21 protein-coding genes are annotated in these 26,228 nt (G+C 54.9%); 8 read left to right on the top strand and 13 right to left on the bottom strand.

Annotated features, from left to right (window positions below; translation table 11 throughout):
* Positions 1–17: 17 nt before the first annotated feature.
* The 4 genes from ONV78_RS11870 to ONV78_RS11855 form a co-directional block, all read right to left on the bottom strand.
* Positions 18–689 carry a response regulator transcription factor gene (locus ONV78_RS11870; RefSeq protein WP_216734866.1) on the bottom strand — a complete coding sequence of 224 codons (672 nt, stop codon included), beginning with the start codon at positions 687–689 and terminating at the stop codon, positions 18–20.
* 105 nt (positions 690–794) lie between these two features.
* On the bottom strand, positions 795–2,744 hold the full coding sequence (acs, locus tag ONV78_RS11865; RefSeq protein WP_279503304.1) for an acetate--CoA ligase: 1,950 nt from the start codon (positions 2,742–2,744) through the stop codon (positions 795–797).
* 319 nt (positions 2,745–3,063) lie between these two features.
* Positions 3,064–4,581 (bottom strand): fatty acyl-CoA reductase, encoded by a 1,518-nt coding sequence (locus tag ONV78_RS11860; RefSeq protein WP_279503302.1) that lies wholly within the window; start codon positions 4,579–4,581, stop codon positions 3,064–3,066.
* Between the two features lie 206 nt (positions 4,582–4,787).
* Positions 4,788–5,666, bottom strand: coding sequence for an alpha/beta fold hydrolase (locus ONV78_RS11855; protein WP_279503301.1), 879 nt, complete (start codon positions 5,664–5,666; stop codon positions 4,788–4,790).
* A gap of 498 nt (positions 5,667–6,164) precedes the next feature.
* Between ONV78_RS11855 and ONV78_RS11850 the strand changes: the two genes are divergently transcribed.
* Positions 6,165–6,851 carry a class I SAM-dependent methyltransferase gene (locus tag ONV78_RS11850; RefSeq protein WP_279503300.1) on the top strand — a complete coding sequence of 229 codons (687 nt, stop codon included), beginning with the start codon at positions 6,165–6,167 and terminating at the stop codon, positions 6,849–6,851.
* Between the two features lie 66 nt (positions 6,852–6,917).
* A complete protein-coding gene (locus tag ONV78_RS11845) occupies positions 6,918–7,925 on the top strand; it encodes a DUF2156 domain-containing protein (protein WP_279503298.1) in 1,008 nt (335 codons plus the stop codon).
* Positions 7,926–7,984: 59 nt separating this feature from the next.
* On the opposite strand, the gene murI is transcribed toward ONV78_RS11845, so the two are convergent.
* The 5 genes from murI to ONV78_RS11820 are packed head-to-tail and all read right to left on the bottom strand — an operon-like array spanning position 7,985 to position 13,272.
* A complete protein-coding gene (gene murI, locus ONV78_RS11840; protein ID WP_279503296.1) occupies positions 7,985–8,815 on the bottom strand; it encodes a glutamate racemase in 831 nt (276 codons plus the stop codon).
* A 9-nt stretch (positions 8,816–8,824) separates the two neighbouring features.
* Entirely contained in the window at positions 8,825–9,634 is an 810-nt protein-coding gene (nudC, locus tag ONV78_RS11835; protein WP_279503295.1) for an NAD(+) diphosphatase, read from the bottom strand.
* Positions 9,635–9,664: 30 nt separating this feature from the next.
* Entirely contained in the window at positions 9,665–11,611 is a 1,947-nt protein-coding gene (locus ONV78_RS11830) for a Gldg family protein (protein ID WP_279503294.1), read from the bottom strand.
* 9 nt (positions 11,612–11,620) lie between these two features.
* Positions 11,621–12,355, bottom strand: a complete 735-nt coding sequence (locus ONV78_RS11825) for an ABC transporter permease (RefSeq protein ID WP_216734875.1) — start codon at positions 12,353–12,355, stop codon at positions 11,621–11,623.
* Entirely contained in the window at positions 12,352–13,272 is a 921-nt protein-coding gene (locus ONV78_RS11820; protein WP_279503291.1) for an ATP-binding cassette domain-containing protein, read from the bottom strand. Before ONV78_RS11820 ends, ONV78_RS11825 begins: the two co-directional genes overlap by 4 nt.
* Positions 13,273–13,633: 361 nt before the next feature.
* Between ONV78_RS11820 and plsB the strand changes: the two genes are divergently transcribed.
* Positions 13,634–16,111, top strand: a complete 2,478-nt coding sequence (gene plsB / locus ONV78_RS11815; RefSeq protein WP_279503289.1) for a glycerol-3-phosphate 1-O-acyltransferase PlsB — start codon at positions 13,634–13,636, stop codon at positions 16,109–16,111.
* A gap of 240 nt (positions 16,112–16,351) precedes the next feature.
* Positions 16,352–17,023 carry a response regulator transcription factor gene (locus ONV78_RS11810; RefSeq protein ID WP_216734878.1) on the top strand — a complete coding sequence of 224 codons (672 nt, stop codon included), beginning with the start codon at positions 16,352–16,354 and terminating at the stop codon, positions 17,021–17,023.
* A gap of 6 nt (positions 17,024–17,029) precedes the next feature.
* Here the strand turns inward: ONV78_RS11810 and ONV78_RS11805 are convergent, their stop codons facing one another.
* The 3 genes from ONV78_RS11805 to ptsP all read right to left on the bottom strand — a co-directional run bounded on the left by ONV78_RS11805 (position 17,030) and on the right by ptsP (position 21,630).
* On the bottom strand, positions 17,030–18,808 hold the full coding sequence (locus tag ONV78_RS11805) for a hybrid sensor histidine kinase/response regulator (protein WP_279503287.1): 1,779 nt from the start codon (positions 18,806–18,808) through the stop codon (positions 17,030–17,032).
* A 55-nt stretch (positions 18,809–18,863) separates the two neighbouring features.
* A complete protein-coding gene (locus tag ONV78_RS11800; RefSeq protein WP_216734880.1) occupies positions 18,864–19,067 on the bottom strand; it encodes a hypothetical protein in 204 nt (67 codons plus the stop codon).
* A gap of 277 nt (positions 19,068–19,344) precedes the next feature.
* Complete coding sequence (gene ptsP / locus ONV78_RS11795) at positions 19,345–21,630, bottom strand: phosphoenolpyruvate--protein phosphotransferase (RefSeq protein ID WP_216734881.1); 2,286 nt, start codon at positions 21,628–21,630, stop codon at positions 19,345–19,347.
* A gap of 254 nt (positions 21,631–21,884) precedes the next feature.
* Here ptsP and ONV78_RS11790 point away from each other — a divergent pair, with 254 nt between their 5' ends.
* Positions 21,885–22,586 carry an SOS response-associated peptidase gene (locus tag ONV78_RS11790; RefSeq protein WP_279503281.1) on the top strand — a complete coding sequence of 234 codons (702 nt, stop codon included), beginning with the start codon at positions 21,885–21,887 and terminating at the stop codon, positions 22,584–22,586.
* A gap of 21 nt (positions 22,587–22,607) precedes the next feature.
* Here ONV78_RS11790 and ONV78_RS11785 read toward each other — a convergent pair whose 3' ends face one another.
* A complete protein-coding gene (locus ONV78_RS11785; protein WP_279503280.1) occupies positions 22,608–23,882 on the bottom strand; it encodes a hypothetical protein in 1,275 nt (424 codons plus the stop codon).
* A 212-nt stretch (positions 23,883–24,094) separates the two neighbouring features.
* On the opposite strand from ONV78_RS11785, the gene ONV78_RS11780 reads away from it, so the two are divergent.
* The 3 genes from ONV78_RS11780 (at position 24,095) to ONV78_RS11770 (ending at position 26,159) form a co-directional block, all read left to right on the top strand.
* Positions 24,095–24,526, top strand: coding sequence for a GFA family protein (locus ONV78_RS11780; RefSeq protein WP_216734883.1), 432 nt, complete (start codon positions 24,095–24,097; stop codon positions 24,524–24,526).
* A gap of 175 nt (positions 24,527–24,701) precedes the next feature.
* Entirely contained in the window at positions 24,702–25,118 is a 417-nt protein-coding gene (locus ONV78_RS11775; protein ID WP_279503279.1) for a hypothetical protein, read from the top strand.
* A gap of 12 nt (positions 25,119–25,130) precedes the next feature.
* Positions 25,131–26,159: a hypothetical protein gene (locus ONV78_RS11770; protein WP_279503278.1), complete on the top strand. Its 1,029-nt coding sequence runs from the start codon at positions 25,131–25,133 to the stop codon at positions 26,157–26,159.
* Positions 26,160–26,228 lie beyond the last annotated feature (69 nt).

The following is a 26,228-nucleotide window of genomic DNA, read 5'->3' as shown; positions in this document are numbered from 1 at the left end:
CCGCACTGGCAATTGCATTAACCGGAGTGAGCGGCCTGTTGCTGCTGCTCCACTTCCATCTGCTGCACTGCGATGACCGCCTGAGTACGGTTACGCACGCCCAGTTTGCGGAACAAAGCAGTGATATGCGCTTTGACGGTGGCTTCCGATACATCCAAATCATAGGCGATCTGTTTGTTCAGCATACCTTCCGTCAGCATTCCCAACACACGGAACTGCTGCGGCGTCAGCGTAGCCAGACGTTCAGAGAAGTCCGAGTGCTCCGCCTTGACGGAATCGATCTTGGCGGCGACATCCGCCGGCAACCAGACTTCGCCATTCAGTACCGCCTGGATCGCCTGGGAAATCTCGTCCAAAGGCGCTGACTTGGGAATAAAGCCGGAGGCGCCGTAATCGATAGCGCGGCGAATCACCTGCAACTCTTCGCTGCCGGAGACGATCACCACGGGCAGTCCCGGATATTGTCCACGCATGAACACTAACCCGGAAAAGCCATGAGCGCCCGGCATATTCAAATCAAGCAGAACCAGATCCGCATCCGGATTGGCCACCACCGCATCCTGCAGGGTTGCGATGGATTCCACCTCCACCACGTCCACAAACCGCACCGCCTGAGTGACCGCTTGCTTGAGCGCGGCGCGAAACAGCGGATGATCATCGGCGATGATTATCTGTTGCGACATTAACATGAGCCCCCTCTTTCATTGCTCAGTTAAGAATTTCTGATCTATGTGCTTTTCATAGTCCTGCAACAGGGATAACGTCAACGCCGATATCATCAGGAAGACACGACGCTATGGCGCTCCGACCCGATTGGCGATCAGCTCGTCAACGACGGACGGATCGGCCAGGGTCGATACGTCGCCCAGGTTGTCATGCTCATCCGCGGCGATCTTACGCAGAATGCGCCGCATGATCTTTCCAGATCGGGTTTTCGGTAATCCCGGCGCCCACTGTATAACGTCAGGCGACGCCACAGGACCGATTTCTTTTCTCACCCACTGTCGCAACTCTTCCTTCAGGGCGTCAGTTGGCGCTTCGCTTACATTAAGCGTTATGTATACATATATGCCCTGCCCCTTGATGGCGTGCGGATATCCGACTACGGCCGCCTCCGCCACTTTGGGGTGAGAAACCAACGCACTCTCCACTTCCGCGGTTCCCATCCGGTGCCCGGACACGTTGATAACGTCATCCACTCTGCCGGTTATCCAATAGTACCCGTCTTCATCCCTGCGCGCACCATCTCCGGTGAAATAGGCGTCGTTAAAAGTAGAGAAATAGGTCTTCACAAAGCGGTCGTGATCGCCATAGACGGTGCGCATTTGCGCCGGCCAGCTGTCTTTGATGATCAGGTTGCCCTCGCCCGCTCCTGAGATCTCATTGCCTTCGTTATCCACCAGCGCTGGCTGTACGCCAAAAAAGGGCCGCGTCGCGGAGCCGGGTTTAAGATCGTTCACCCCGGCGATAGGCGTGATCATGATGCCGCCGGTTTCGGTCTGCCACCAGGTATCCATGATCGGACAACGGGAGTCCCCCACCACCCGATAGAACCACTCCCAGGCTTCTGGATTGATAGGCTCTCCGCAGCTTCCCATCACCCGCAAAGAGCTGCGATCCGCCGCCTGGGCCAACTCATCTCCCGCCGCCATGATGGCGCGTATCGCCGTCGGCGCGGTGTAGAACAGGTTCACTTTATGTTGCTCGACAATCCGCCAGAAGCGGGACAGGTCCGGATAGTTCGGCACGCCCTCGTAAACCAGAGTCGTTGCGCCATTGCTCAACGGTCCGTATAACACGTAGCTGTGGCCGGTGATCCAGCCAAAGTCCGCGGTGCACCAGAAAACATCGCCTTCCCGGTAGTTAAAGACATACTGGTGAGACAACGATACATAGGTCAGATAGCCGCCCGTGGTGTGCAACACTCCTTTGGGCGCGCCGGTCGAGCCGGAGGTGTAGAGAATAAACAGAGGATCTTCCGCATTCATCACTTCCGCCGGGCAATCGTCAGACGCTTGCGCCATGACCTCTTGGTAACACAGATCGCGACCTTCCCGCCACGCCACATCGGCGCCAGTGCGTTTGACCACAATGACCTTTTCCACCATATCCAGATCAGGACGCGCCAGCGCTGCGTCCACATTGGCTTTAAGCGGAATAGTTTTACCCCCGCGTAACCCTTCGTCCGCCGTAATCACCAGTTTAGAGCGGCCATTCAATATACGACTCGCCAACGCTTCCGGAGAAAAGCCGCCAAATACCACAGAATGCACCGCGCCGATACGGGTGCAGGCCAGCATGGCCACCGCGGTTTCCGGGATCATGGGCATGTATAAGGTCACCACGTCGCCTTTAGCGACGCCCTGGGCTTTCAGTACATTAGCGAACCGGCACACCGCCGCATGCAATTCTCGATAGCTGATATGCTTGTGCTCGTTGGGATCGTCTCCCTGCCAGATAATCGCCGTCTGGTCGCCGCGCTGCTCCAGGTGACGGTCAAGGCAGTTATGGGAAACATTCAGATAGCCGTCTTCAAACCAGCGTATATGCACGTCCGGCGCTTGAAAGGAGGTATCTTTGACCTTACTGAAAGGCTTGAACCAGTCCAGACGCTGCGCATGTTCGGCCCAGAACTTTTCCGGCTCCGTAATCGACTGGCGATAAAGGTCCTGGTATTTCTGTTCGTCGAGAAAGGAATGTTGGATGATTTCCGCTTTGGACGGATAGATAGTAGACGCACTCATAGTCTTGCACTCTCTTCTTTTATTATTGTTGAAGCAGTATGTGTTGAGGCCTGAAGCCTTCTTTTTTCTACTCCCGCGAATCATCCCTCTGTATTAGACCTTGGTATATCGGCTTGTGATAAACAGCCAAAAGCAAAGGCATTCAATAGATTGATGCCGTTACGACCTAAGTATTAAGCAATGATTTAAGACAGCAGGCGGGAAAAGATCAGAAGATAGCCGGTCGGACTCAACGATATTTCAGCCATATCTCGGGGGAGTCGCCTCCCCCTTTCGATGACGCTCTACGCATCGATTTCGATTTACGCGCAGCCCGTCTTTACGCAGCGCGGCTGCGGGGTTTCGCGGCGGGCGGATTCATCTTCACCACTTTCGGCCGCAATGCGTATTTATTCAGCCCCGCCACATGGACTTCCCGCAGGTAGTGCGCCCAGTCATACATCCCGGCGTTCACCGGGAATTCGCTCTGGTCGTACTCGCCGAGACGGGTGGACAGCTCCTGCAGGCGACGGTTGCTGAAGGTATAGTTGGGAGAGGTATAGAAAGAAAACACCTTGGACAGTTTCATGGTGGTTTCCATGTTGCTCAGCTTGCGCCCGGACGCTTTACGCCCGAACAAGCCTTGCAGACGCGAACTCCATTTCAGCATGTGGAAGCTGATCGCCATCAAGGCATGAAACACAGTCCCTGGAATCATCACAAAGGGCTTCTTCGGCTTACGGTAAAACAGTTTGTCATGGGCCTGGTAATTATGTTCCGCCTCTTGCTGCACATGACCAATCACCTCACGGATCTTGATCGGGTTAGCCTCACTGCTGCAGCACTGGTAAATGCGGTGCGCGCCGGAGTCCAACAACGCTTCCGTAGCGCTGAGTATGATGCTGTTGGCCACAAGGTCCGCCGGAATGATATCAATAACCGCATTCTTCTTGCCGGGAAACAAAGACACCTTTTCTCTGGCGTAAGCAAGAATGATCGCGTCCGCCACCTTGACGCCTTCAATCCAGCCAGGCACCGGCCCCTGCAGCGTACTTTCAACGATAGAAGGACGCAGGATGGTGAGGGTTTTGCCATGCAGCTCCTTCATCAGTAACTGCTCGCCCATCCATTTAGTGAAGGTGTAAGTGTCATTCCAGCCGTATTTATTGGCTTCTTTGATGCCCAGGTCGATCAGGTCTTTTTCCCTGCTATGGTCATCCGCCGCGGCGGCGGAAACCTGCTCCACGTCCTGCAGCAAACGCGCAATCAGCGGCTCCACTTCATAATAGCCCCGCTCTGAACGCTCAATGCGCTCTCCCGCCGGACTGACGATATCCTCTTCCATCACGCCCTGATTGAAGCCGTTGACGTAGCAGGTAGATACCTGTACGACAGGGCAGTCCGCCGCGCGCCGCGACAGTTCTATGATATTTTTAAGGCACAGGGTGTTAATGGTGAGAGCCTGATCCAGCGCTTCACGGAAGTTAACGCTGGCGGCTGAATTGATAATGATGTCGATGTCCGCCGCCAGATCGGTAAAATCCTTCTCCGACAAACCAAACAGAGGCTCCGTCACCTCGCCGGTCACACAGTGGATGCGCGTTTCACACAACTCGTCGAAACGACTTCCCTGCGATGCTTTGAGCGTATCGAAAATAGATGAGGTCGCGATCTCATTCTGGAACCGCTTTCGCGCTGTAGGGTTCTTTGAATTCCCCCTTATCAGCAAATAAATCTTCCCGACTGTCGGAACGCTGCGCAGCAGCTTCTCCAATACCACCTTACCGACAAATCCCGTTGTCCCCGTGATCAGTACATTCTTATTTGCAAAAGCAGTTAACGTAAGTGATTGCTTCATATTCGCTTAGACCTCTCTCTCCTTAAACACATTGCCGCTTGGCGTCCTAGCTTATGCGAGTCTTTTGATAATGATATTTACATTAGGTTACATCTGTATGTGTGACTGTCTCCGCAATTTCCCTAACGAAGGAGCCCCGCAGCGTACCCCGTGATATATCTCACAGCAAAAATCTGACCACCTTTACAACTTGGTCACTGATTGTTTTACAATCGATCGGCGAACCAATCACAAGCCAGTCGGATAATCTCCGCTTTCTTCTTGTCCATATGTCCTACATGACCGCTATCAGCGACAATATGCAGCGCTTTGGTTCCCCGCAGACTGTCATATAAAAGCTTGGCGCTGGCGGGCGGATCAACGCGGTCTTCCGCGCCATGAATCACACAAACGGGGCACTGTACATTCTTTGTGCGCCGAAATGTGTCAACGATGAAGCATTCAATGGCGCCGGGAACAGGTAAACCTGAGTATGCCTGCACCAAATAGGGGTCGCCGACGACGGCGTCATTGATGCGCGGGTCCACCGCAGCGGGAACCGACTTCAGCGCAAAGGCGAGCGGCAGCCTGAGATCGCCAAACCCCAAGCGACGCTTGAATGATCCAACCAGATTGGCGGTTTTAAAAAACGGCCACTGCCACCAATTCAACACGTTACGCACGGTGGCGCTCAATGTCACCAAGGCGCGCAGAGACACGCCCTGCGCCGCCGCTTCCAATACAGCCGTACCGCCGGAAGAAAAGCCCAACGCACCAATTCGGTGAGATTCTATTTCTCGGCGCGACTGGAGGTATTCCAGCGCTGCGACGACATCAGCCCGCCATGCCTGCATGCTCACATGAAAGCGGGGACCCGCCGACTCGCCATGCCCGCGCATATCCAGGGCCAAGGCCGCTACGCCGCGATGCGCAAGCGCTTCAGCCAGTTCATAAAAATGTTCTTTGTAGCCAAAGGCGCCGTGACAAATGATCGCCGCAGGAAAGCGCCCTTCCCTGGCGGGCAGGAATAAGCGGCCGACCAGCTCATCTCCCTGAGAGGAAAACTGCACCGGCTCCTGCTGCACAATCGGGAGAAGGTTCTGCATATCCATGCTTAAAACTTACCGTCTGGGCTGTTCGGTTGGCGGACATATGCGCAGAGACCGTCGTCAGTGAAAACCGCTTCCTCGAGTCGACGACATCGGAAACAAAAGACTGCATCATTCCCTGACTCAATCATCTGCAAATAGGATTGTTCGCACCGCTGGTTCGACTCCCAAGCCGCTGACCTTCATCTGCGCCTTCAAACCAACACGGGCGTGGCTATGTTAAGCCCTTGCCGGTAAATATTAAACAAGTTAATTAGAGCACTTACTCTTAAATGCAATACGCCAAAAGTCGCACCCACTTAGATGCATGTGAACTTGCGCACAACCCTCGTTAACATTGTCTTACAATCCAAATTAACCATTTGAATTTTTATGGTTTTCGCCCTCATTTCGTTAAATCGAGCAAGGTAAAAGTGAGGCCTGACGCACAGTCTTGTTACGATAAGTTAATTTAGTATTCCCCCATAACAATAACTAACAAGGGCGAAACACAACATGACCACCAACGCAGTTGGCGTAAAGAACGCCAGGGATAAATATCGTCTCATCGGTCCGGTCTACGACTTCCTCAGCGCGCTGTACAGCGGCAAATCCATCCATCAATGCAAAATCGGCATGGTCACGCCAGACAATGTAAAACCTGGCGACAAGATCCTGTTCGCGGGTGTCGGTCATGGCAAAGACGCTATCCACGCCGCTGAGCTGGGCGCGGATGTCACGGTCGTTGACCTGTCCGCCACCATGCTCAGCAAGTTTCAGGATGGCCTGACTGCATCCGGCAAGCAGCACCTGAAAATCCGTCAGGTCCACAGCGACATTTTCAAATTTAACGAGGTGGAGCACTACGACATGGTGGTCGCCAACTTTTTCCTCAATGTATTCAGTGAGAGCATGATGGAAGAAGTGTTGCGTCATCTGATTGAACTGGCCAAACCGGGCGCCGCAATTGTGGTCGGAGACTTCGCCTTTCCTACCGGTAATATCGTATCCCGCGTATTCAAACAGGCCTACTGGTATGTCGCGGTGTCTTTGTTCTGGCTGATGGCGAATAACGCCATGCACAACATCTACAACTATCCCGAGTATATGGAGAGACAAGGGCTGGATATCCGCAGCAAAAAGTTCTTCAAGCTCCTGAACATGAATTGTTACTGGTCCGTACTCGGACGCAAACAAGCCTGACCCGGTTGTAAGGGTTACAAACCCCAACGCCGGAAAAATACAAAATAACAACGAAGGAGTCAGGAAATGAGCAACCAGGCGATAGCGCTGGACTCGCTCGGCGAGTTAGGCGCAGGCAACTTTACTTTCTCTGAACGCGTTAATTACCTCAAAGAGTTTGGTTCCCACTCGCAGGCGTTCTCCACTCTGCAACCGGATATGCAGTATTTCGATATCCGCGGCGTGGGCTACATCGCCTACATGCGCAAGTGGGGACGGATATTCGTGTTGTCCGATCCGGTCTGCGCGCCGCACAACTTCGAGCTGATGCTGACCCGTTTCCACAATCGTTATCCCCACGCCAATCACGTTCAGGTGACCAAGACGGTAGTGGATATTCTGCATCGTCGCTTCGGTATGTATGGCACTCAGTTTGGCTCCGAATCGCGCATTGCGTTGAAAGACTGGAGCCTGAGCGGCAAAAAGAAACAGGTGCTGCGCACGGCGCTGAACCAGGCGGAAAAACAAGGCGTCACAGTAAGGGAAAGCTTCAGCGACGATCATACCCGGGAGATTTCCGAAGCCTGGATCAAGACCCGCAAGTGCAAGAGTAATGAAATCCGCTTTCTGATCCGCCCGATGGAGATGGGCTACAAGGAAAATGAACGCCATTTTTATGCGTATCAAAACGGCGAGGCAGTGGGCTTTATCTATTTCGATCCCATCTATTACAAGAATGAGATCATCAGCTACGTGCCCAACATTTCCCGCGCCAGCGCGAATTTCAAACAGGGACTTTTTTACACCATCATGGCCCACGCCATGGACGTGTTTAAACAGGAAGGCGTTCCTTATCTGGATTTGGGCTTGATCCCGTTGATGCTATCTGCGGATGACGAGGTTCAGGAAGCCAAATTACTGAAGAAGATGCTGCGACTCGTCTACGCCAAAGGCAACTTTCTCTATAACTTCAAAGGGCTGGAGTTCACTAAAACCCGCTTTCGCGGAGTGGTGGAGAAAACTTATTGCTGCCACCACAAGGCGACGCCGTTGTTGGAGTTTTTCTGCATGTTCAAATTGACCCGGCTGTTTTAAGCCCAATCGACTTCGCTTCGTTGACGCATGGATCGCGTCGTCCTTACTCAGCCAATCTTTTACAACACAATCTGTTCTGCGGAAGAAAAGCCTAACGCTGCCGCGCCCCGTTCCCAATCGGCATCCCGTTTAGCGCCGGAATAAAACGCCCGATGGCTCGTCGATTCTACGCCTCTCATCCCTGCTCCATCATCGCTCTGTTGCCCCTGAAGAAGGTAAGCGACCCGGCGCGCAATGGCCTCACCGGAGTCCACCCAGTTGATGTCCGGCGCCAATTGGCAAAGAAACGGCTTCAACAAAGGAAAGTGAGTGCAGCCAAGCACTACCTGATCCGCCTCCGCATCCAGAAACGGCTGGATGACTGCGCGCAGTCGCGTCATGTCCGGACTATGTCCGCGAACCCAGTCTTCCCCCCACTGCACCAAGTCCGGCGCACCGACTTTAATGACCTGGCAATGGCTGGCGAAGTCCCGAATCAGTTCGTCGGTATACGCACGGCGTACGGTTCCCTGGGTCGCCAGCAAGCCGATGACCTGCTTCTTAGTGTGCGTCGCCGCCGTCTTGATCGCCGGCACCACGCCCACCACAGGCTGCTCGAAACGGGCGCGCAAATGATCCAACACGACCGTGCTGGCGGTATTACAAGCGACGACAATCAACTGTGCGGGATAGCGTTCACTGATCTGCTCCACAATATGACGCACGCGGGTTTCTATCTCCTGTTCGCTTTTATCGCCATAGGGATAAAAGCCGAAGTCAGCGAGATACAGGGTGGGCAACCAGGGCGTGTGGCGACGAATATGCCCCCAGATGGAAAGGCCGCCGCTGCCGGAGTCGATAATCAACGCCGGCGCGATTGCTCCTGTCGTCTCATGCGCGTTCGCCGTCATCTCAGGCGATCACCGGAACTTGGCCACATAGGCGTCGATCAGGCGACCGGCAATGGTTTTCATCGGCGAAACCGCAGGCAATTGATCAACTTTGAACCAGGCGGCTTCTTTCAATTCCGTCGTGTCGATATTGAGATCGCCGGACACATAACGGGCGTGATACCCCAGCATCAGCTGATGAGGAAATGGCCAGGCCTGGGAGGTGACGTACTCGATATCGGACACCAATACCCCCGACTCCTCCATCACTTCTCTGACCACCGCCTCTTCCGCACTCTCTCCCGCCTCAATGAAACCCGCCAGACAACTGAACGTAGGCAGTTTGCTGAAAGAGCGGTGAGACCGCGCCAGCAGAATTTCATCGCCACGGTGCACCACCACGATGACGCAGGGAGACACCTTAGGATAGGAAATGTAGCCGCAACCGTGACAGCGCAGGCCACGGTCTTTTTCGTTGAAGCTCAGGCGTTCCCCGCAGCGACTGCAGAAATTCTGGGTGCGCAGCCAGTAGAGCAACTGTGAGGCGGCGTTAATCACCCGAAAGTCTTCAATGTCCGCGCAGCCAAGCAGGTAATCCCGCAAGCCCACTTCCGTCCATCCAGCCGGCGTCTCCTTGAGACTGCCGACACTGCAGCTGACGCCGTCGACTTCTCCCAACAGAAACACCGGGCCTTCCGGGTTATCGACTTCTTCCGCATCCCAGGGCTGAGCATCCGGCGCGGGCAGCAATAGCTTGTCTTCGTGAAAATAAATATGACGACGGGCGCCGCTTTCCAGACCGCTCACCAGCGCAGGATGATAACTAAACGAAACCGCCACCGACTGTCTCCTTCGACTTCCGATATTTTATTAAACGCTTTTTTTGACGCCGCGTCTGCGCCACAACATCACGATCAACGCGAGAACCGTCAACGCCAGCGGCGCCATCAGGATATTAACCAGCTTCAACTGCCGTCCGAGATCATCGATATCTCGATCCAGGTTATGTTGCACATCCCGCAGCGCTTTGCGAATACGCAGTTTCTCCTCCTGGAAGTCCTGCAGCGCCTTTTCCTGTTCCGGCGTCAACAATACGCCGCTACCGGCTTCGTCGCCGCCCTGCCGCGCCTGTTGCAACTCCGCCAGTTGTTCTTCCGTTTCCGAGAGACGATCCTGCAGTTCCCTCTGTTGATCCGCGAACTTCTCCTCCGCAGTACGGCGTAGCTCATCCACTTTCTCAAACGGACGGGTAAAACGTCCCCGTGAGCGGATATTGATCAAACTGGGGTTGCCGGCCAAATAATCCAGCGCATTCACCACCAGGTCGCCATTGTTCGCCCAGGGGCTGGCGATGCGCTGCCCAAAAAATTCCTGCACCTGCACCCAGAGACGGTCCGTCAGGATGTCCGTGTCAGCGATGACGACCACATTAATGTTATCGCTTTGGGTAACGCCTGGAGCGACATGCCGGGTCACAGTTTTCGGCTCGGCAGGGGCGGCGCCTTCACCCTCAGCGGCGTCTTTCGCCGGATCATCCTGCGCCGCTTCGTCTTTTACTTCTTCAGTAACGTCGATACCGTCAGGAAATGCCGTCTTGGCAGGCCCTTCCACCCGCGCGGCCATGGCGTACTGTTCGCCAGTGGCTTTGAATTTTTCGAATAGCGACTCAGGGTTCTGCATATTGGCGAACGCGCTTTCTTCAATAGGCGCAGACTCGTCGCTGGAAGTCAGCAAAGGCTTGAAGCTGGTGGTCGCGCCTTCGACTTTCTCCAGTATCCCTGGCGTAGAGACATTAATGCTCTCCAGCCCCGCCAGCATAATGTCGCTCCGGGTCATGCTGTCTTCAGCCAGGCCCAATAACGCCAAGTGACGCACCGGCGTACGCGCCTGACCAACGCCGACCACCATGCTGTTTTTAAAGTCAGCCAGCACCGCGTTTTCTTTCAAATTGACGCCCCAGGCTTTCAGTAATGAATCCAGCTGACTGCGACGAGGCATATTCGCCGCCATCATCGGCATGCCGGGTTGATCCTGCTCCGCATTGGGATCGACGAACACCAAAGCGCGACCGCCCTTCAACACAAATTGATCGATGGCCAGCTGCGCCTGCTGGGACAAGTCTTTGGGGTGCACGATCATGAGAACGTCCACATCCTCATCGACTGCGTCGAAGTCCTCCGGCAGCCAGCGCACGTCAAACAGGTCTTCAATCTGTTGCATGACAATCCAGGCCGGTTGCTGGGATTGCTGGTACATATCGAAGCCGCCGTTGATCTGCAGACTGGAAATGACGCCGACAACCGGCGGTTGCGCGCGATCCAGGTTGTAGATCAGTTTGCTCAGTTCATACTCAAGAAACTGCTCTTTGTTAGGCTGGAAGAATGCAATGATTTCTTCTTTGTCGCCGGCCTTACCCACCAGTCCGAAAAAGACATTATCGCCCGCCACGCCGACGGGAATCGCCTGCAGGCCAGCGGCGGTGGCTTCATCTTCTTCTTCCGAGAAGGGAACCGGATCGACTTTCTTCAGGGTGATTTTGCCACCGCTGAGTTGCTCGAATTCTTCCAGCAGCTCCTGCACCCGACGCGCATAAGCGCGCAACGCTGGCAGATCCTTGGAGGCGCCTTCGGAGTAGTACACTGTCAATTCGATGTCTTTGGACAACCCGCCCAGAATGGAGCGCGCGCCGTCAGACAACGTGTAAAGACTGTTTTCAGTAAGGTCCCAGCGGAACCCGCTCATGCCCCGCTGCACCGCCAGATTGAACAGCGCCAGGGCGGCGATCACAACGATTACGACAAAACCCGCTCGCTTCATGACGTCTCCTTAGTTTGATGCCGTACGCTTGACCAGATGCGCCGTCGCCCAGACGCCCAGCACAATAATCGAGCCGAAATAGAGCACGTCGCGCAGATCAATGACGCCTCGGGATATGGCTTCGAAATGACGGAAGAAACTGAGGTCCGCCACTAGGTCCAATACGCCATTCGGCGCCCAGGCGGAGAAGAAATCCTGCACCATGGGGAAGCCGGAAGCCACCAACAGGAAACACACCACCAGCGTAAGAATGAAGGCGATCACCTGATTTTTAGTGGCGGCGGAGAACATCGAGCCTAAAGCCAGAAAGCCGCCCGCCATAAACCAGCTGCCGATATAGCCGGCCAGAATAGCGCCATTATCCGGGTCTCCCAGATAGTTGACGGTAAACCAGAAAGGGGTGGTCAGCGCCAGCGCGCCGGCCAGATATACCCAGGCCGCCATGAATTTACCCAGCACCCACACGAAGGGCGGCACAGGCAAGGTCAGCAGCAATTCAATGGTGCCCGTGCTGCGTTCCTCCGCCCATAAGCGCATGGTCAACGCCGGCACCAGCACCACGAACAGCCAAGGAATATAGTTGAAAAACGCTTCCAGATCCGCCTGTCCGCGTTCAAAAAAATGTCCCAGGTAAAAGGTGAATATGCCGCTGAGCACCAGGAAGATGACAGTAAACAAGTACGCCAATGAGGTCGAAACGTAACTCAGCAGCTCACGTTTGAAAACAATGCCTACGCCGTTCATGCCGCCTCCATGGTCAAGCGACGGAATACGTCATCCAGTCTGCCGCGTTCTACGTGAAGCTCCTCCACGTCCCAGTTGCGGGAGTGAATAAGCTGGTTCACGGCATGCAACGGCGCTTTATCCGGGGCCGCGAAAAGAAGGTAACTCGCATCGTCCACCTGCTCTACGTCACCTACTTCCGGCAACGCCTCCAGGGACGGCAGCGCCTCATAGGCCTGGGAGAAGCGCAGGAATATCGCCTTGTGGAAACGGGACTGCGTGGCCAGTTCGGCCGGCGTGCTGTTGGCGACGATACGGCCCTTGGAAATGATCACCACGCGAGAGCACAGCGCATCGACCTCTTCCAATATATGTGTGGAGATCACCACGATCTTGTCTTTGGATAGATTCTGAATCAGTTTGCGCACTTCGTGCTTCTGGTTGGGGTCCAGTCCATCCGTGGGCTCGTCCAGAATCAGCACCTGCGGATCATGAATCAGCGCCTGCGCCAGTCCGACGCGACGCTTGAAGCCCTTGGACAGCGTTTCAATCGGTTGTTGCATGACATGCTGAAGGGAAACCTGGGCGACCACCTGCTCCATGCGCTGCTTCAATTGCGCCCCGCGCAATCCGCGCACCCGTCCGACGAAACCCAGAAAGGCCGCCACCGTCATCTCGCCATATAAAGGCGCGCCTTCCGGCAGATAGCCCATGATCTTTTGCGCCTGTTGCGGCGCCTGCGCCACATCAATCCCCATCACGCTGACGGAACCGCCGCTGGGCTGCACATAACCGGTGATCATACGCATGGTGGTGGTTTTGCCAGCTCCGTTAGGACCTAAAAAGCCTAAAACTTCGCCAGGAGCAACATCAAAAGAAATGCCGGATACGGCCTGAATATCGCCGTATTTCTTTTCCAGATTCTGAATTTTTATCATTGAAGGGTCTCGCGTTCGCTATATAAAGGAACGAGCGCCAAAGAGGCGGCGCATAAGTTGTTTAAAACACACCTTGCAACATTCCATTCGCCAATAATCCAGTCCTCACAACAGATTGAAGTTAAATGAAATGATTGAAAGTTAAGCCGCAACAGGAGGACGCAAAGAAAAAGAAGAATAAGGAGTCACATCCCGCTTTGCAAGATTCCCATTTCGCTTCTACATTACATTGCAGAAAGTTTGCGCAAACCCAATCCTCGCGGAATATAGCCGCTGAAAATCAAGCATTTCCGAGCTTTGCCTGTCTATGGCGGAGCCGTTAAACTAGCGGGCACTTCGCCAGGGCTAAACGGTATTTTACATGCTCGGAATCACTTCTTTTTTCTTTAACCTGCTCCGCAAAATTTTATTTTTATGGGTCAGGACTGATGTTATCGGCAACGACGCCAAGCAGTTGGGACTGGACCCGGAAAAGCCCGTCGTCTACGTTCTGCAGCACAGCTCGCTCAGCAGTCGTCTGGTGCTGGAGCAGGAGTGCCGCCTCGCCGGCCTGCCCTCTTCCCAGGCGCCGCTGACCTTGCGGGACGCGGTTCTGTCGCGCAGCCACTTCTTTTTATATGAGAAGCGCGGGCAGATGTTTCGACGTCGCCATACGCCAATTATCACTGAGCGCCTGAAGCAATTGGTGAGCGCCGCGCAAAAAGACCCGGGACTGGACGTGCAGATCGTGCCGGTCTCCCTATTCTGGGGCCGCACGCCGGAGAAAGAGCGCTCCCTGTTCAAGCTGATGCTGGCGGACACCTGGTCCATCGCCGGCCGCTTGCGCCAATTCCTGACCATCATGATTCACGGGCGCAATACCTTCATTCAGTTCAGCAAGCCGATTTCCCTTCGCTATATTGTCGACGACACCCAGGACCCGCAACGCGCCAACCGCAAACTGGCGCGTCTGCTGCGCGTACACTTCCGCCGCATGCGGCAGGCGGTGGTCGGCCCTGACCTGTCTCACCGTCGCACCCTGGTGTCCACGCTGATTCGCAGTCCGGCCGTGAAAGACGCGATTCGGGAAACCGCCAAGAAAGAAAATATCCCCCCTCAGAAAGCCAAAGAGCGGGCGCGGAAATACGCGGACGAAATCGCCTCCAACGTCTCCATTGCTGCAGTGCGCTTTCTTGATATCATTCTGACCTGGGTCTGGAACAAGATTTATAACGGGGTCAACATCAATAACATTGACGCCGTGAAAGAGGCCGCCAAGTCCAGCGCGGTGGTCTATGTGCCCTGTCATCGCAGTCACATCGACTACTTATTGCTCTCTTACGTGTTGTACCGCAATGGTTTGATGGTGCCCCATATCGCCGCCGGCATTAACCTGAACATGCCGGTAGTAGGACCGATTCTGCGTCGGGGCGGCGCCTTCTTCATGCGTCGCAGCTTCAAGAACAACAAGCTGTACACCGCCGTATTCAATGAATACATGCACTCCATGTTCACCCGCGGCCACCCGGTGGAGTATTTCGTGGAAGGCGGCCGCAGCCGCACCGGGCGCACTTTGCAGCCGAAAGCGGGCATGTTGATGATGACCGTGCGCAGCTATCTGCGTAACTACAAAAAACCGATCACCTTCGTGCCGGTGTATATCGGCTACGAGAAAATCCTGGAAGCGCGCTCTTATCTCGGCGAGCTGCGCGGCAAGAAGAAAAAAGACGAAAACATCTTCGGCCTGTTCAAATCCCTGCGTAACCTGCGCAACTCCTTCGGACGCGTCAGCGTTAACTTCGGCGAGCCCTTCGCGTTGTCCGACGTGCTCGACAAAGTGCAGCCGCACTGGCGCGATCAGGCCTACGATCAGGAAGCGCGTCCCAAGTGGATGCCGCACATGATTGACGAACTGGCGGAAATGGTGGCCACCCGCATCAATAACGCAGCAGCGCTTAACCCCATCAATATCGTCGCCACCCTGTTGCTGGCCACGCCCAAGCAGGCGATGGACGAAAAAATGCTGGCGGATCATTGCGACGCAGTGGTCTCGTTACTGCGCATGCACCCTTACAGTAATGAAATGAGTTTCCCGGAAGGCTGCGGCGCGGACTGGGTCAAATACACCGAAAGCATGGGGCTGGCGCTGCGTCAGCATCAAAAGCTGGGCGACATCATCAGCCTGGAAGGCTCCAGCGCTATTTTGCTGACCTACTATCGCAACAATATTCTGCACTTCCTGGCGCTGCCCGCGCTGGTCGCCAGTTTATTCCAGAACAACAGCACCATGGACCGCACCAAGCTGGTGTGGCTGGTGAGTTCGATCTACCCCTACATCAAGTCAGAGCTGTTCCTGCGCTGGCACAAGGATGATGTGGACCCGGAAATCGAGCGCTGGATCGAGACATTGTGCGAAAGCAACCTGCTGCTGAAGGACAAAGACAACCTGTACCGTCCGATGGCCGGCTCCCGGGAATTCGTTCTGCTCAACGCGCTGGCGAAAACCATCATCCCGACTCTGGAGCGTTACTACATCTCCATCGCTATTCTGCGTCGTCACGGCAAAGGCGCGATCACCGCCAATGCGCTGGAGGAACAGAGCACGTCCATGGCGGAGCGCATGTCCATCCTGTATGGCCTCAACGCACCGGAGTTCTTCGATAAAGCCTTGTTCCGCAACTTTATCAACAACCTGAAAAGCAATGAGATCATTCAGGTAGATGAAGAAGGACATATCGTTTACGACGAAGATCTCGACAATATCGCGGAAGACGCGCGTTTGGTGCTGAATGCGGAGCTGCGTCAGAGCATCCTGCAAGTCGCCATCGAAACACAGCCCACGCAGGCCCCCACCGCCTGACGGAATCTCGCCATCCCGGGGCGCGCCCGAGTGCGTCCTGGGATTGTTCTTCTATCTCGTCGCTCCTCTGCCTCGCCCTCATTTAGCGCCTCACAGATAGACGCGCTTAAATGCAATCCTTCCGCATCCCATTCTGTTCCCAAAAACTAGCAATCGTTCACTGTTCAGCGTTTCTATCTGCGTATAATTTTTGGTTTATAACAAAAAGAAACGGCGCCGAACGGCGCAGGGAGAGTCAACGTGAGCATAAGCGCCTCTTCAGCGGTTTTTGTACCGAATCATTTACGGGTATTGGTGGTTGACGATCACCAGCTCGTTATCGACGGCCTGCGTGTCGCCCTCACCGCCCAACAGGTTCCCATTGATCTGGTGAACGCCTTCAACTGTCAGGCGGCGCAGACCTTGCTGGATACCGATCAAAGTTTTGACCTGATACTACTGGATCTTTCTTTGCCCGACGGCCGCGGATTCAAGTTTCTCCGCTACCTGACGTGCAAGCGCATTTATATCCCCGTGGCCATTCTGTCCGCCTCCGAAGATATCGAAGATGTGGAGTTGTCTCTACGCAGCGGAGCCATCGGGTTTATCAGCAAATCCTCCAGCGCCATGGAGATCAATCTGGCGATTCGCCAGATTCTTAATGGCAAACAGTACGTCCCCGACTTCTACACCCATCGCAATCAGGCGCCGGTTCAGGACAGCCAGCTACGGCTGGACTCCATCACTCCCCGACAAATGGAAGTGCTGCAATTGCTGGCCAAAGGGTTGCCGAACAAGAGAATCTGCTCGGAGCTGAGTCTGACGGAAGACACGGTGAAGTCTCATCTGAAAGCATTGTTCATGCACCTGAATGTGCACAACCGTACGGAGTGCGTCAGCGTGGCCACGCGACTGCATCTGGTGGACGCCTGACCAGGTTTATTCAGCGGCGCTCTCAACTACCGCGCGAGCGGACTCTCTGCTCAGGATCAGATATAAGCGCGCCGGGGTGACCGGTTTGGCGACGAAAATAATGCTGGGATAACGTCCGGCCTCCACCTGCAGCATTTCCACATCGGCGGAAATTATCACCGCGGGAATGTCGCGCCCGCTTTGGCGGCGCAACGACAGCACCACGTCCAGCCCGGAAATGGCGCCGCCCAGGCGATAATCCGACAGAATCATATCCGGCGTCTCGTCATGCAGTCTTCCCATCGCTGTTTTGGCGTCTGCGAACGCCGCCACTTGCACGCCCCAGGCGTCCAATAGCTGCCGCATGGCTTCCCGACTGGGTTGATCGTCTTCCACCAGCCACACAGACATGCCGCCCAGGGTGCGGGTTTCCGGATAGGCTTCCGGTTGCGGCGCCACCAGGTTGGCGCGCCCGCACGCAATCGTGAAACTGAAATCCGCGCCAGAGCCTGGAGAAGACTTCACCGACAACGCGCCGCCCAGCAATCCCGCCAGTTGCCGCACTATGGCTAACCCCAGACCTATGCCCGTGCGCGGTCTGCCTTCCTCATCGCCGCCCTGTTGAAACTCTTTAAATATGCGCTTGATGTCTCTGGAGGGAATGCCGACGCCATCGTCAACCACATGGATTTCAAGCACATTATTGAGCCGGCGGCAGTTCACCCGGATCGCTTTCGCGTCAGCGTGCTGCAGCGCATTCGTGATCAGGTTGCGCAACATACGCTCCAGCAAAATAGGATCGGAATAGGCGACCAGCTCCTCATCACAGTCCGTTTCAATACGTTCCGGACGGGCTGATGGGATGTCTATGGCGTCAAACTCCATCGCCACCCGACGCACCAGCTCATGCAGATAGAAGTGACGGGGGTTGGGTTTAACCACGCCCATGCTGAGCTGCGACATGTCCAGCAATGACTTGAACAGATCGCTCAATTGACTGAGAGAGCGGCGTAATTTGCCGACAATAACCCCCTCTTCCGAATTGCGATCCATCTTTGCGGACAGACTTTCCGCCAACATGCTCATGGCGTTCAGGGGCTGACGTAAGTCGTGGCTGGCCGCGGCCAGAAAACGGGTCTTGGATCGATTGGCGCGCTCCGCCCCACGCTGGGCGATTTTGACCAATTGCAGATTCAGAAACAGCGTCCGTTGCGCGTGCTCCTGGATATACGAGCCCACGGCCCCGATCAAGTTGGCGCCGAACAAAAAGAAGGCGTTGAACCCCAGCGTCGTAGCGTCCATGCCGACATCCAGCTCCACCAACAGATAGGCGCCGTAGATCAAAGTGGAAATCGCTGTGGCGACATAGAAAGGAATCGCCATGAGGAAGTAGCCGTAGATCAGCACCAGGAACAGGCCGTCATAGGGCACCATGACATTCTGCGAATGCGCAATCCAGATAATCGCCACCACACTCAGACCGCCCAGCGCATAGGTGCCGTTATAAAGCGGCATAAACCAGCGCCGGGGCCAGGAATGCATGCCCGCGTATAACGCCAGGGCGATAATCGGGCACACCAGAAACAGGCGAATGGGAATGGTCCAGCTGGCGATCTGCTGAGGGAACAGATAATAGTCCAGCAAAGAATAGATGATGATGAACGCCAGCGCCGTCGCATGCACCAACGGCAAACGCGCCTGCACTCGCTGATTGTGGAACGCGCGATAAGCCTCCTCCACAGGAGGGGCGAACTTAAGCCACTTAAAACCGCGTTGTAATTCTTGTTGTATCAGTTTTTCGTCCATGGGCTTTAGATATATACATCAGCCTCCTAACAAGCAAGCTTTGCTTTCACGCTATCTAATCCATGTCACGTATTTGTTGCGGGCCTTGTCCCGCCTGCGCGTCATACAGCGCTGGCGGCGCATTAGGGGTGATTCCAGACAGCAATCCGGGGCGATTGAATTCAAGCTCCATAGAACGATGCATCCATAACCAAATAGCCATCGCCAGCATAATAAAACAAAGCGCCAACGTGGCCCGATATAGAGTCTTGCGCAACATGCTTTTCTACTATGTCTTACATGATGGAAGTGTTTGAGGAAATTGTCGCCGCCGCAGCGGCTACCGCAGTCCGTTAACGCTTCAGCGTCGCTGCGTTCTATCTGCGTTTTCCGCAAAGCGCAAACTAAAACCGCAACGGACTTCGGGAATTATGCAAGGAAGGGAGTGTCTTGAAATCACCTGTTTGGGTGAATAATACTTGGCGGAAAGCCCCTGGAACGAGGCCCTCCGCCATGGGGATCGGGCGGAATGTCGCCTAGCGCCGGATTTGACCGGGTTACTGCGACCCTGCGCGAATCAATCCGCCCAGTCCATGTTGATCCAGCACTTCGTTCAGCATGGCGCGAATCTCTTTCTCATTGCGCATGCGCGAGGCTTTTTTCCACAGTTTCTCCGCCGTCTGATGAGAAACAGAGCGAATGACCCACTTGGTTTTCGGCAGGTTGTAAGCGGACAGGCTGAGCATCTCCACCCCCATACCCAGCAGCAGCAATACCGCCGCAGGGTCTGACGCCATTTCGCCGCACACGCTGACGGGAACGCCATGCTTCTTCGCCACTTTCACCACACGGCCAATGGAACGCAGCACCGCCGGGTTCAACCAGTCGTAGAGGTCAGACACTTTGGCGTTGTTACGGTCCACCGCCAACATGTACTGAGTGAAGTCGTTACTGCCGATGGAGAAGAAGTCCACCATCTGCGTCAGGTCTTCTAGCAGCACCATGGCTGAGGGCACTTCAATCATCGCGCCGACTTGCGGCTCATCGACATCTACGCCGGCTTCTCTGAGCTGACCGATCGCCTCTCGCAGCAGGCTTCTGAAGCTTTCGATTTCATCCAGACGGCTGACCATCGGCAACAGGATTTTCAGGTTGCCGAGGTAACGCCCGGCTTTCAACATGGCGCGAATCTGGCTGATAAAAATACCGGTGTTATCCAGCGTAAAGCGTATCCCCCGCCATCCCAGAAACGGGTTCTCTTCCGTAAAGCTGAAATAAGGCAGATTTTTATCGCCGCCGATATCCAGGGTACGCATGTACACAGGTCTCGGCGCGTAGGCTTCCAACACTTTGCGGTAGATCTGCACCTGTTCTTCTTCCGAGGGGAAGGACTCGTGCACCATAAATGGTATTTCCGAGCGATACAGGCCCACGCCTTCCGCGCCGCGTAACAGTCCTGGTGAAATATCCGCCAGCAATCCTGTATTGGCGAACAGTTTGACGCGGAAGCCATCGGGGGTTTGCGCCGGCAGATCGCGCAGCTCGTCCAGCCCTTTGATCAGCTTCTTCTCTTGCTTGGCCAGACGTTTGAATTCTTTACGCAGGGCATCCACCGGGTTGAACACCACCACGGCCCGGTAGCCGTCCACCACTGCCTCCGCGTTTTCGATCAGTGCGGGTTTGATGTCGCCGATCCCCATGACGGCGGGAATCCCCAGCGCATTCGCCAATATGGCGATGTGCGACAAGGAGGAGCCGCTGGTGCACACCAGCCCCGCCAGATATTCCGGCGGAAACTGGGCGACATCAGTAATGCTGAGGTTGTTTCCGACGATGATAGTGGGCTCGCTGACAGCGATGACGTCTGGGCTGTCGACGCCACGCAGGTTAGCGTAAATGCGATTGCCGATATGACGGATATCGTCCGCCTTGGCGCGCAAATAGGCGTCATCCATTTTCTCGAATACACGGGCGTGCGCTTCAACGGTCTTACGCAAAGCGGAAGATGCGCATAACCCAGAGTGGATGTGATTGACGGTTTCGGTAGTCAGTTCCTGATCTTCCAGGATCATGCGATACACGCCAAACAGCGCCAGCACATCTTTTGGCAACGTGCCCGCCATACGCTCGCCGCTGGCGTTCAGTTCCTCTTTCGCCAGCTCCAAAGCCTTGCTGAAACGGGCGATTTCCAGCTCCGCGTCTTTGCCCTCCCGATCTGGCGCCGAGGCCAGGTCATGACCTTTGCCGATCCAATGCACGCGCCCAATCGCCATTCCCGCAGCGCCTTTGACGCCACGGAATTTCAGATTCGCCTTGAATTTATCCCGGCATACTTCGCGGTCAAACACGCCGTCCTGCTGCACCCATTGACTCAATGGGCCGGCCAACTGGGCGGCGATCGTCACGACGAACGCTTCCTGCTCATCGCTGAAGTAGGCGGCTTCTTTCTTTTGCACCGCGATCACGCCGATATTCTTGCGGAAGTTGATAATCGGCGCGCCCAGAAAAGCTGAGAAGCGTTCTTCGCGGGTTTCCGGGAAATATTTGAAGTTAGGGTGCTTTTCCGCGCTGTCCACGTTCATCAATGACTGATGCTGCGCGATATAACCAACCAGCCCCTGCCCGACAGGCAGACGCACGCGCCCCACGGATTCAGGGTCCAACCCCCGAGTCGCCATCAACACCAATTCCTGGGAGGTTTCATCCAACAAATAAATACTGCATACATCCGCCCTCATGGCGGACTGCACACGGTCGACAATCAGTTCAGACAGGTCTTTGGCGGCGTGTAAATCAGCAGCCTCCTGAAATATTTCCCTAAGAATTTTTAATGGCTCAAGCATGGCAATACTCTGGAGAATCAAGCTACGGCAAACTTAACTAGCTCACCAGTGGTAAACAGGCAGGGATAACTATAAGCGCCAGCCCGTCATATTACCAAGAGGGAATTTCCACTGTTTTCGCATATTTGACATAAATCGGCTTATATCCTGCATGTTGTTTGTTACGATCACGTCATCTCCATCCAGACTTACGCAATCATCACAGAATTACAGTCTACACTTGCCATAGGCTCCGCCATTACGCCGAGGCTGCTATGTGTGGAAGATTCAATGTCACCGACTCCCCTGTCGTGATCGCCCTGATGGATTCGCTCGGATTCGACACCACCGGATTGAAGTCGCATTTTTACCAGGATGATTTGTTCAATATCGCCCCCACGGAAGAAGTGATGGTGGCGGTGCAGGAAGAGCTGAAGAATTTTTTCAGGGGCATGCGCTGGTGGCTGACGCCAAGCTGGGCGCCGGAGCCAACCGCCAAGTACAACATGTTCAACGCCAAAGCGGAGACCATTGAAACCAGCAAGGCCTTCAAAACTTCATTCCAGCGCCGCCGCGCCATTATTCCCGCCAGCGGCTTTATCGAGTGGAAGCTGGAAAACGGAGTCAAACAGCCTTATTACATCAAGCCAGAGTCAGGGCGCTGCTTTTTCGGCGGCATTTGGGATATCTGGAGCAAAGGCGACGCCTATCTCGAATCCTGCGCCATCATCACTACCGAGGCCTCCCCCTCGTTACAAGCATTACACCACCGCATGCCCGTGCTACTGACGCCAGATCAATTTAACGCCTGGCTGAATGCGAACACGCCATTAGTTGATATCCGCCCGATGCTGGCGCCGCGAGAGCTGACTAACTGGGTGTATTATCCGTTGAGTACGGCGGTTAATAACGTTAGAAACAAGTCTCGCCAGGCAGTGGAACCCACTGACTCGCCCAAGACGCTAGCGGATAAATAACCAGACCTTTCCCTCTCTACCTCACGTCTGCTGATAGTTTGTCGCCGAGATACGGCAGCCTGGGCAGAGAAAGGCGTAGTAGGTTCCCTCTCCAAACTCCGCCACCTCCGCCATGTTCAACTGTCCGATAAACGTCATGACTTCGTGACATTCGGGACAGTCAGGATAGGCCGCGCGTTGTTCCCAGGTGGGCATACCGCCGATCTGCGAGAATGTTGTGGGGACGAAGGGAACGGCGGCGAAGCGGGCTTTCCTCGGCTGGTAGGACAGCTTCCAATTGAGCGTGGCGAGCGGTTCCACTATCTCAGAGTAGTCAGGAGAATAGATTGACTTTTTGCTGTGCGACGACCAAACAGGCTCTCCCTCTTGGTCATGATGCATGTAGATCTCCTCAGCAAAACAGGCGCAAAGCAGGCAGGTCGACAGGATCAAGCGGTTTCCCCGCCAGGGGAAAAGCGCCAACCTCAGGTCTTGAAGATTGAAATCAAATAAACGCGTGAGTTCGCCTTCGCACCAAGGGCAGATTGACGCATCAATACCGCCTACGCGAATGGCTTCGCTCGTTTCAGTATCCGTGGGCCCCAGCGCGTAGCAGGCATCCAAATAGAGTTTTCGCGACTGATGATGACGATCCAATGTCCAGCCCGCTTCAGCCATATAACTAATCACCGGTACATTCAGACGCTGCGCCCAATCCGGCGGCTGTTGCGTCCATTGCGCAATATAGGTCGCACCCCTTCTGTCCTCACTCCACGCAAGGGCTTCAAGAATACGGCCGTCCAGATCAGGGTCCGCTCCCAAGCGTTCTACCAAGAGATTGACCACCTCTTCGCTCGCGCCGCGAAATAATATGGCAGGCTCATAACACTCGCTAGACAGGAGACATTTCTGCACAGCCGCCAGGTCCGCATCCGTGAACGCCGCCAGCGTTATGCCGATTTCTATTGCGCTATCGTCTTCATCGGTCTCAAGCTGCTCGGCGGCATATTCCGCCAAGCGTTGCGCTTCATCTCCCGTCAACGCCTGATAAACCTTATCGATAGCCCCTGGGAATGGGGTGTAAGTAATTAAGGGGTCCCCAGGCGCAGGGAGGTGATACGCCTTTATGATATCAATCCTGTCAGTCAGACCTGCGTAGGGGTCAATAACTTTGCTGTGTTTGCGTATGTACTCTCTCTTCACTTCCCGCTCCTGCTCTAAGGCGCAGGGCATGCACAAACCACCTGTGCGCTCAGCGGTGCCGGGCAGGATCATATGGTCGCACGACAGGTTTTGACATTTCACACGCTCAGTCATGACTGGGACTCTTATTACGGTTGATTTAAAAAAGGGATTGCGGCTCGCTTTTGTTCTTCACGGCGGAAAATTGTAATCTGGCCGCCAGCTCCTGACACAATGCTGTCAGTAGCAGACAGGTAGTATTGTCGTGTCGAGATTAAAGCTGTGACGAAACTATAGCCGTTGCGAAACATACGATAAAACCAAGTAAAAAGTCAGAGGGATACTACATGAGCGAAAGCAAGACTATCGCCGGGCCATTAACCGGCCAATGCCTGTGTGGCGCAGTGAAAGTGGCCGCGAAGAACGTCAATCCTGAATACCATGCCTGCCACTGCGGCATGTGCCGGCGCTGGAATGGCGGACCTTCCATGGCGATCTCCGCGCAGGAAGCCGTATTCGAAGGCGAAGACAGCATCACCGCTTACGATTCATCGGAATGGGCGCAGCGGGCGTTCTGTAAGCACTGCGGAACCAACCTGTACTACCACCTGAAGCCAACAGGCGAAAAATATCTCTGGAGCGGACTGTTCGATGATCAGTCGCAGTTCAAAATGGCGGGCGAGATTTATATTGACCACAAACCCGCGGGCTATGCCTTCGTGGGGGATCATCCAAGAATGACGGAAGACGAGTTCTTGAAGTCCATTGGCATGAAATAGCCGCCCTTCGCGCACGATGGCCGCCTGTTTTCATCGTGCGCTCAATACCTCTTCAACGCCGGGCCCATGGGCGTCATCAAAAACTTGCCTAACACTTCCCCGCCACGCTATGGTGGAGCGGCGAACGCTTTGCAAAGAGCTAAAGGACTGAACTCACATCACGAGCATAAAGCGTATGACTGCCCCAATCAGAGAAGAAACCAACGCCCTCGCCCTTGCAGACAAGGCGACTTTTCCCTTTCCGACGCCGGAGGGCCTCGTCTACGAAGCGCATTTCACCCGGGACCAGGACTATCTGGCCTTCTTCAGCGAAGACTGCCCCTACGAAGAAACGCTGCATATACAACACCTCGATGGTAGCGGTCAGGTGAAAGAAGAGGTCACGCTCTCCGCCGAATACACTGGGGGCGTATTTCAATTTATTGACGCACGCGCCAATCACATCGATTTCATCTTCTGGCCGGGCCTCAAGATCCGGGCGGAATGGTTGCTGGAGCCGCGTTTTATGTGGAAAGCCGAGGCGGTTCCTGGAGTTCAGCGCTCCGATAAGTTTTTCCGACGCACGCAGATAATCATTACTAAAAGCGACTAAAAGGAACCTAGTATGCCGGACAATCAATCCAACTATAACAGCACGCATGAAGCCATCAGGCAGTTTGAAATCCAGGCGGTCAATTTCGGGCAACGCTTTATTCAAGACAGCAACGTCCGCCGGATGTACATGGAGAAAACCAAAGCCTACGCGGAATCGTTGAAAGACCTCGTCAACAGTCGTCAGATGAGTCCCAGCGAAGCGGCGCAAGCCGCCAACCAGATGCGTAATGAAATCATGGAGTGGGCCAGAACCAAGTCCAGCGATATCGGACGCGCCAAAGCCCGCGCCCTCAAAGCGAAAGGCCTGGATTTAGATGTGTTGTGCGACAAGTACGCCAAGCGTCTGTTCAGCAAATCCTTCTCGCAACTGAGCAAAGCGGACCAGGACCACGTCTTTCTACAGATTGTGGAAAGTTCCGGCAGAGCGAACCCCAAGGTTTCGGCGAAAGCCATTCGCCTGGGTAAAGCCGGTCGCGCCCTCTGGTTGTTAAGCGCCGGCATCGCCATCTACAACATCGCCTCCGCCGAGGACAAAGCCCGCGCGACAGGCAGAGAAGCAGCCAATCTTGGCGGCGGATTCGCCGGCGGCGCAGCGGGAGGCGCGGTGGCGGGATTGTGGGCGGGCCCGGTGGGCGTCGCCATTGGCGCAGTGGTGGGCGGCGTGCTGGGTTCCATTGTTGCAGACGAAGCCTACATTGAAGTCGCCGCCTCCAACGATCCGTTCGTGAAAACCTTTCTGGACAAGCATACACAGATGTTCAACACCGACGAGGAAGCCATCGCCCGCGATCTGGTGGAAAAATGCAGCTACGAAATGGATAAAGTCTACAGCGTCTTCAAAGAACTGGACTGGGCGTATAACTCGGATGCGGACGACGTAGCGTTGCTTTACGTCAACCGAGTGCGCCGGTCGACGCCCATCATCAAAAGCAGCCTGAAAGCGCATACGCCACTGCGCAACTTGCTAACGGCGATATTGGAAGACGGCTGGACCACCTCCAACGAACGGGAAGCCATCCGTTACGTGCAACAACTATAGCCGCCCACCTTTTCCCTTCAAGCAGGCCGACCGCCTCTTTGCGGTCGGCCGCATAACTAAACGATAAGC

The sequence above is a fragment of the Hahella sp. CR1 genome (genome assembly GCF_029813005.1).
In the GTDB taxonomy this organism is placed as follows: Bacteria; Pseudomonadota; Gammaproteobacteria; order Pseudomonadales; family Oleiphilaceae; genus Hahella.
The sequence above is the reverse complement of the archived record's forward strand: the minus strand, read 5'-3'. Positions and strand labels throughout refer to the sequence as shown.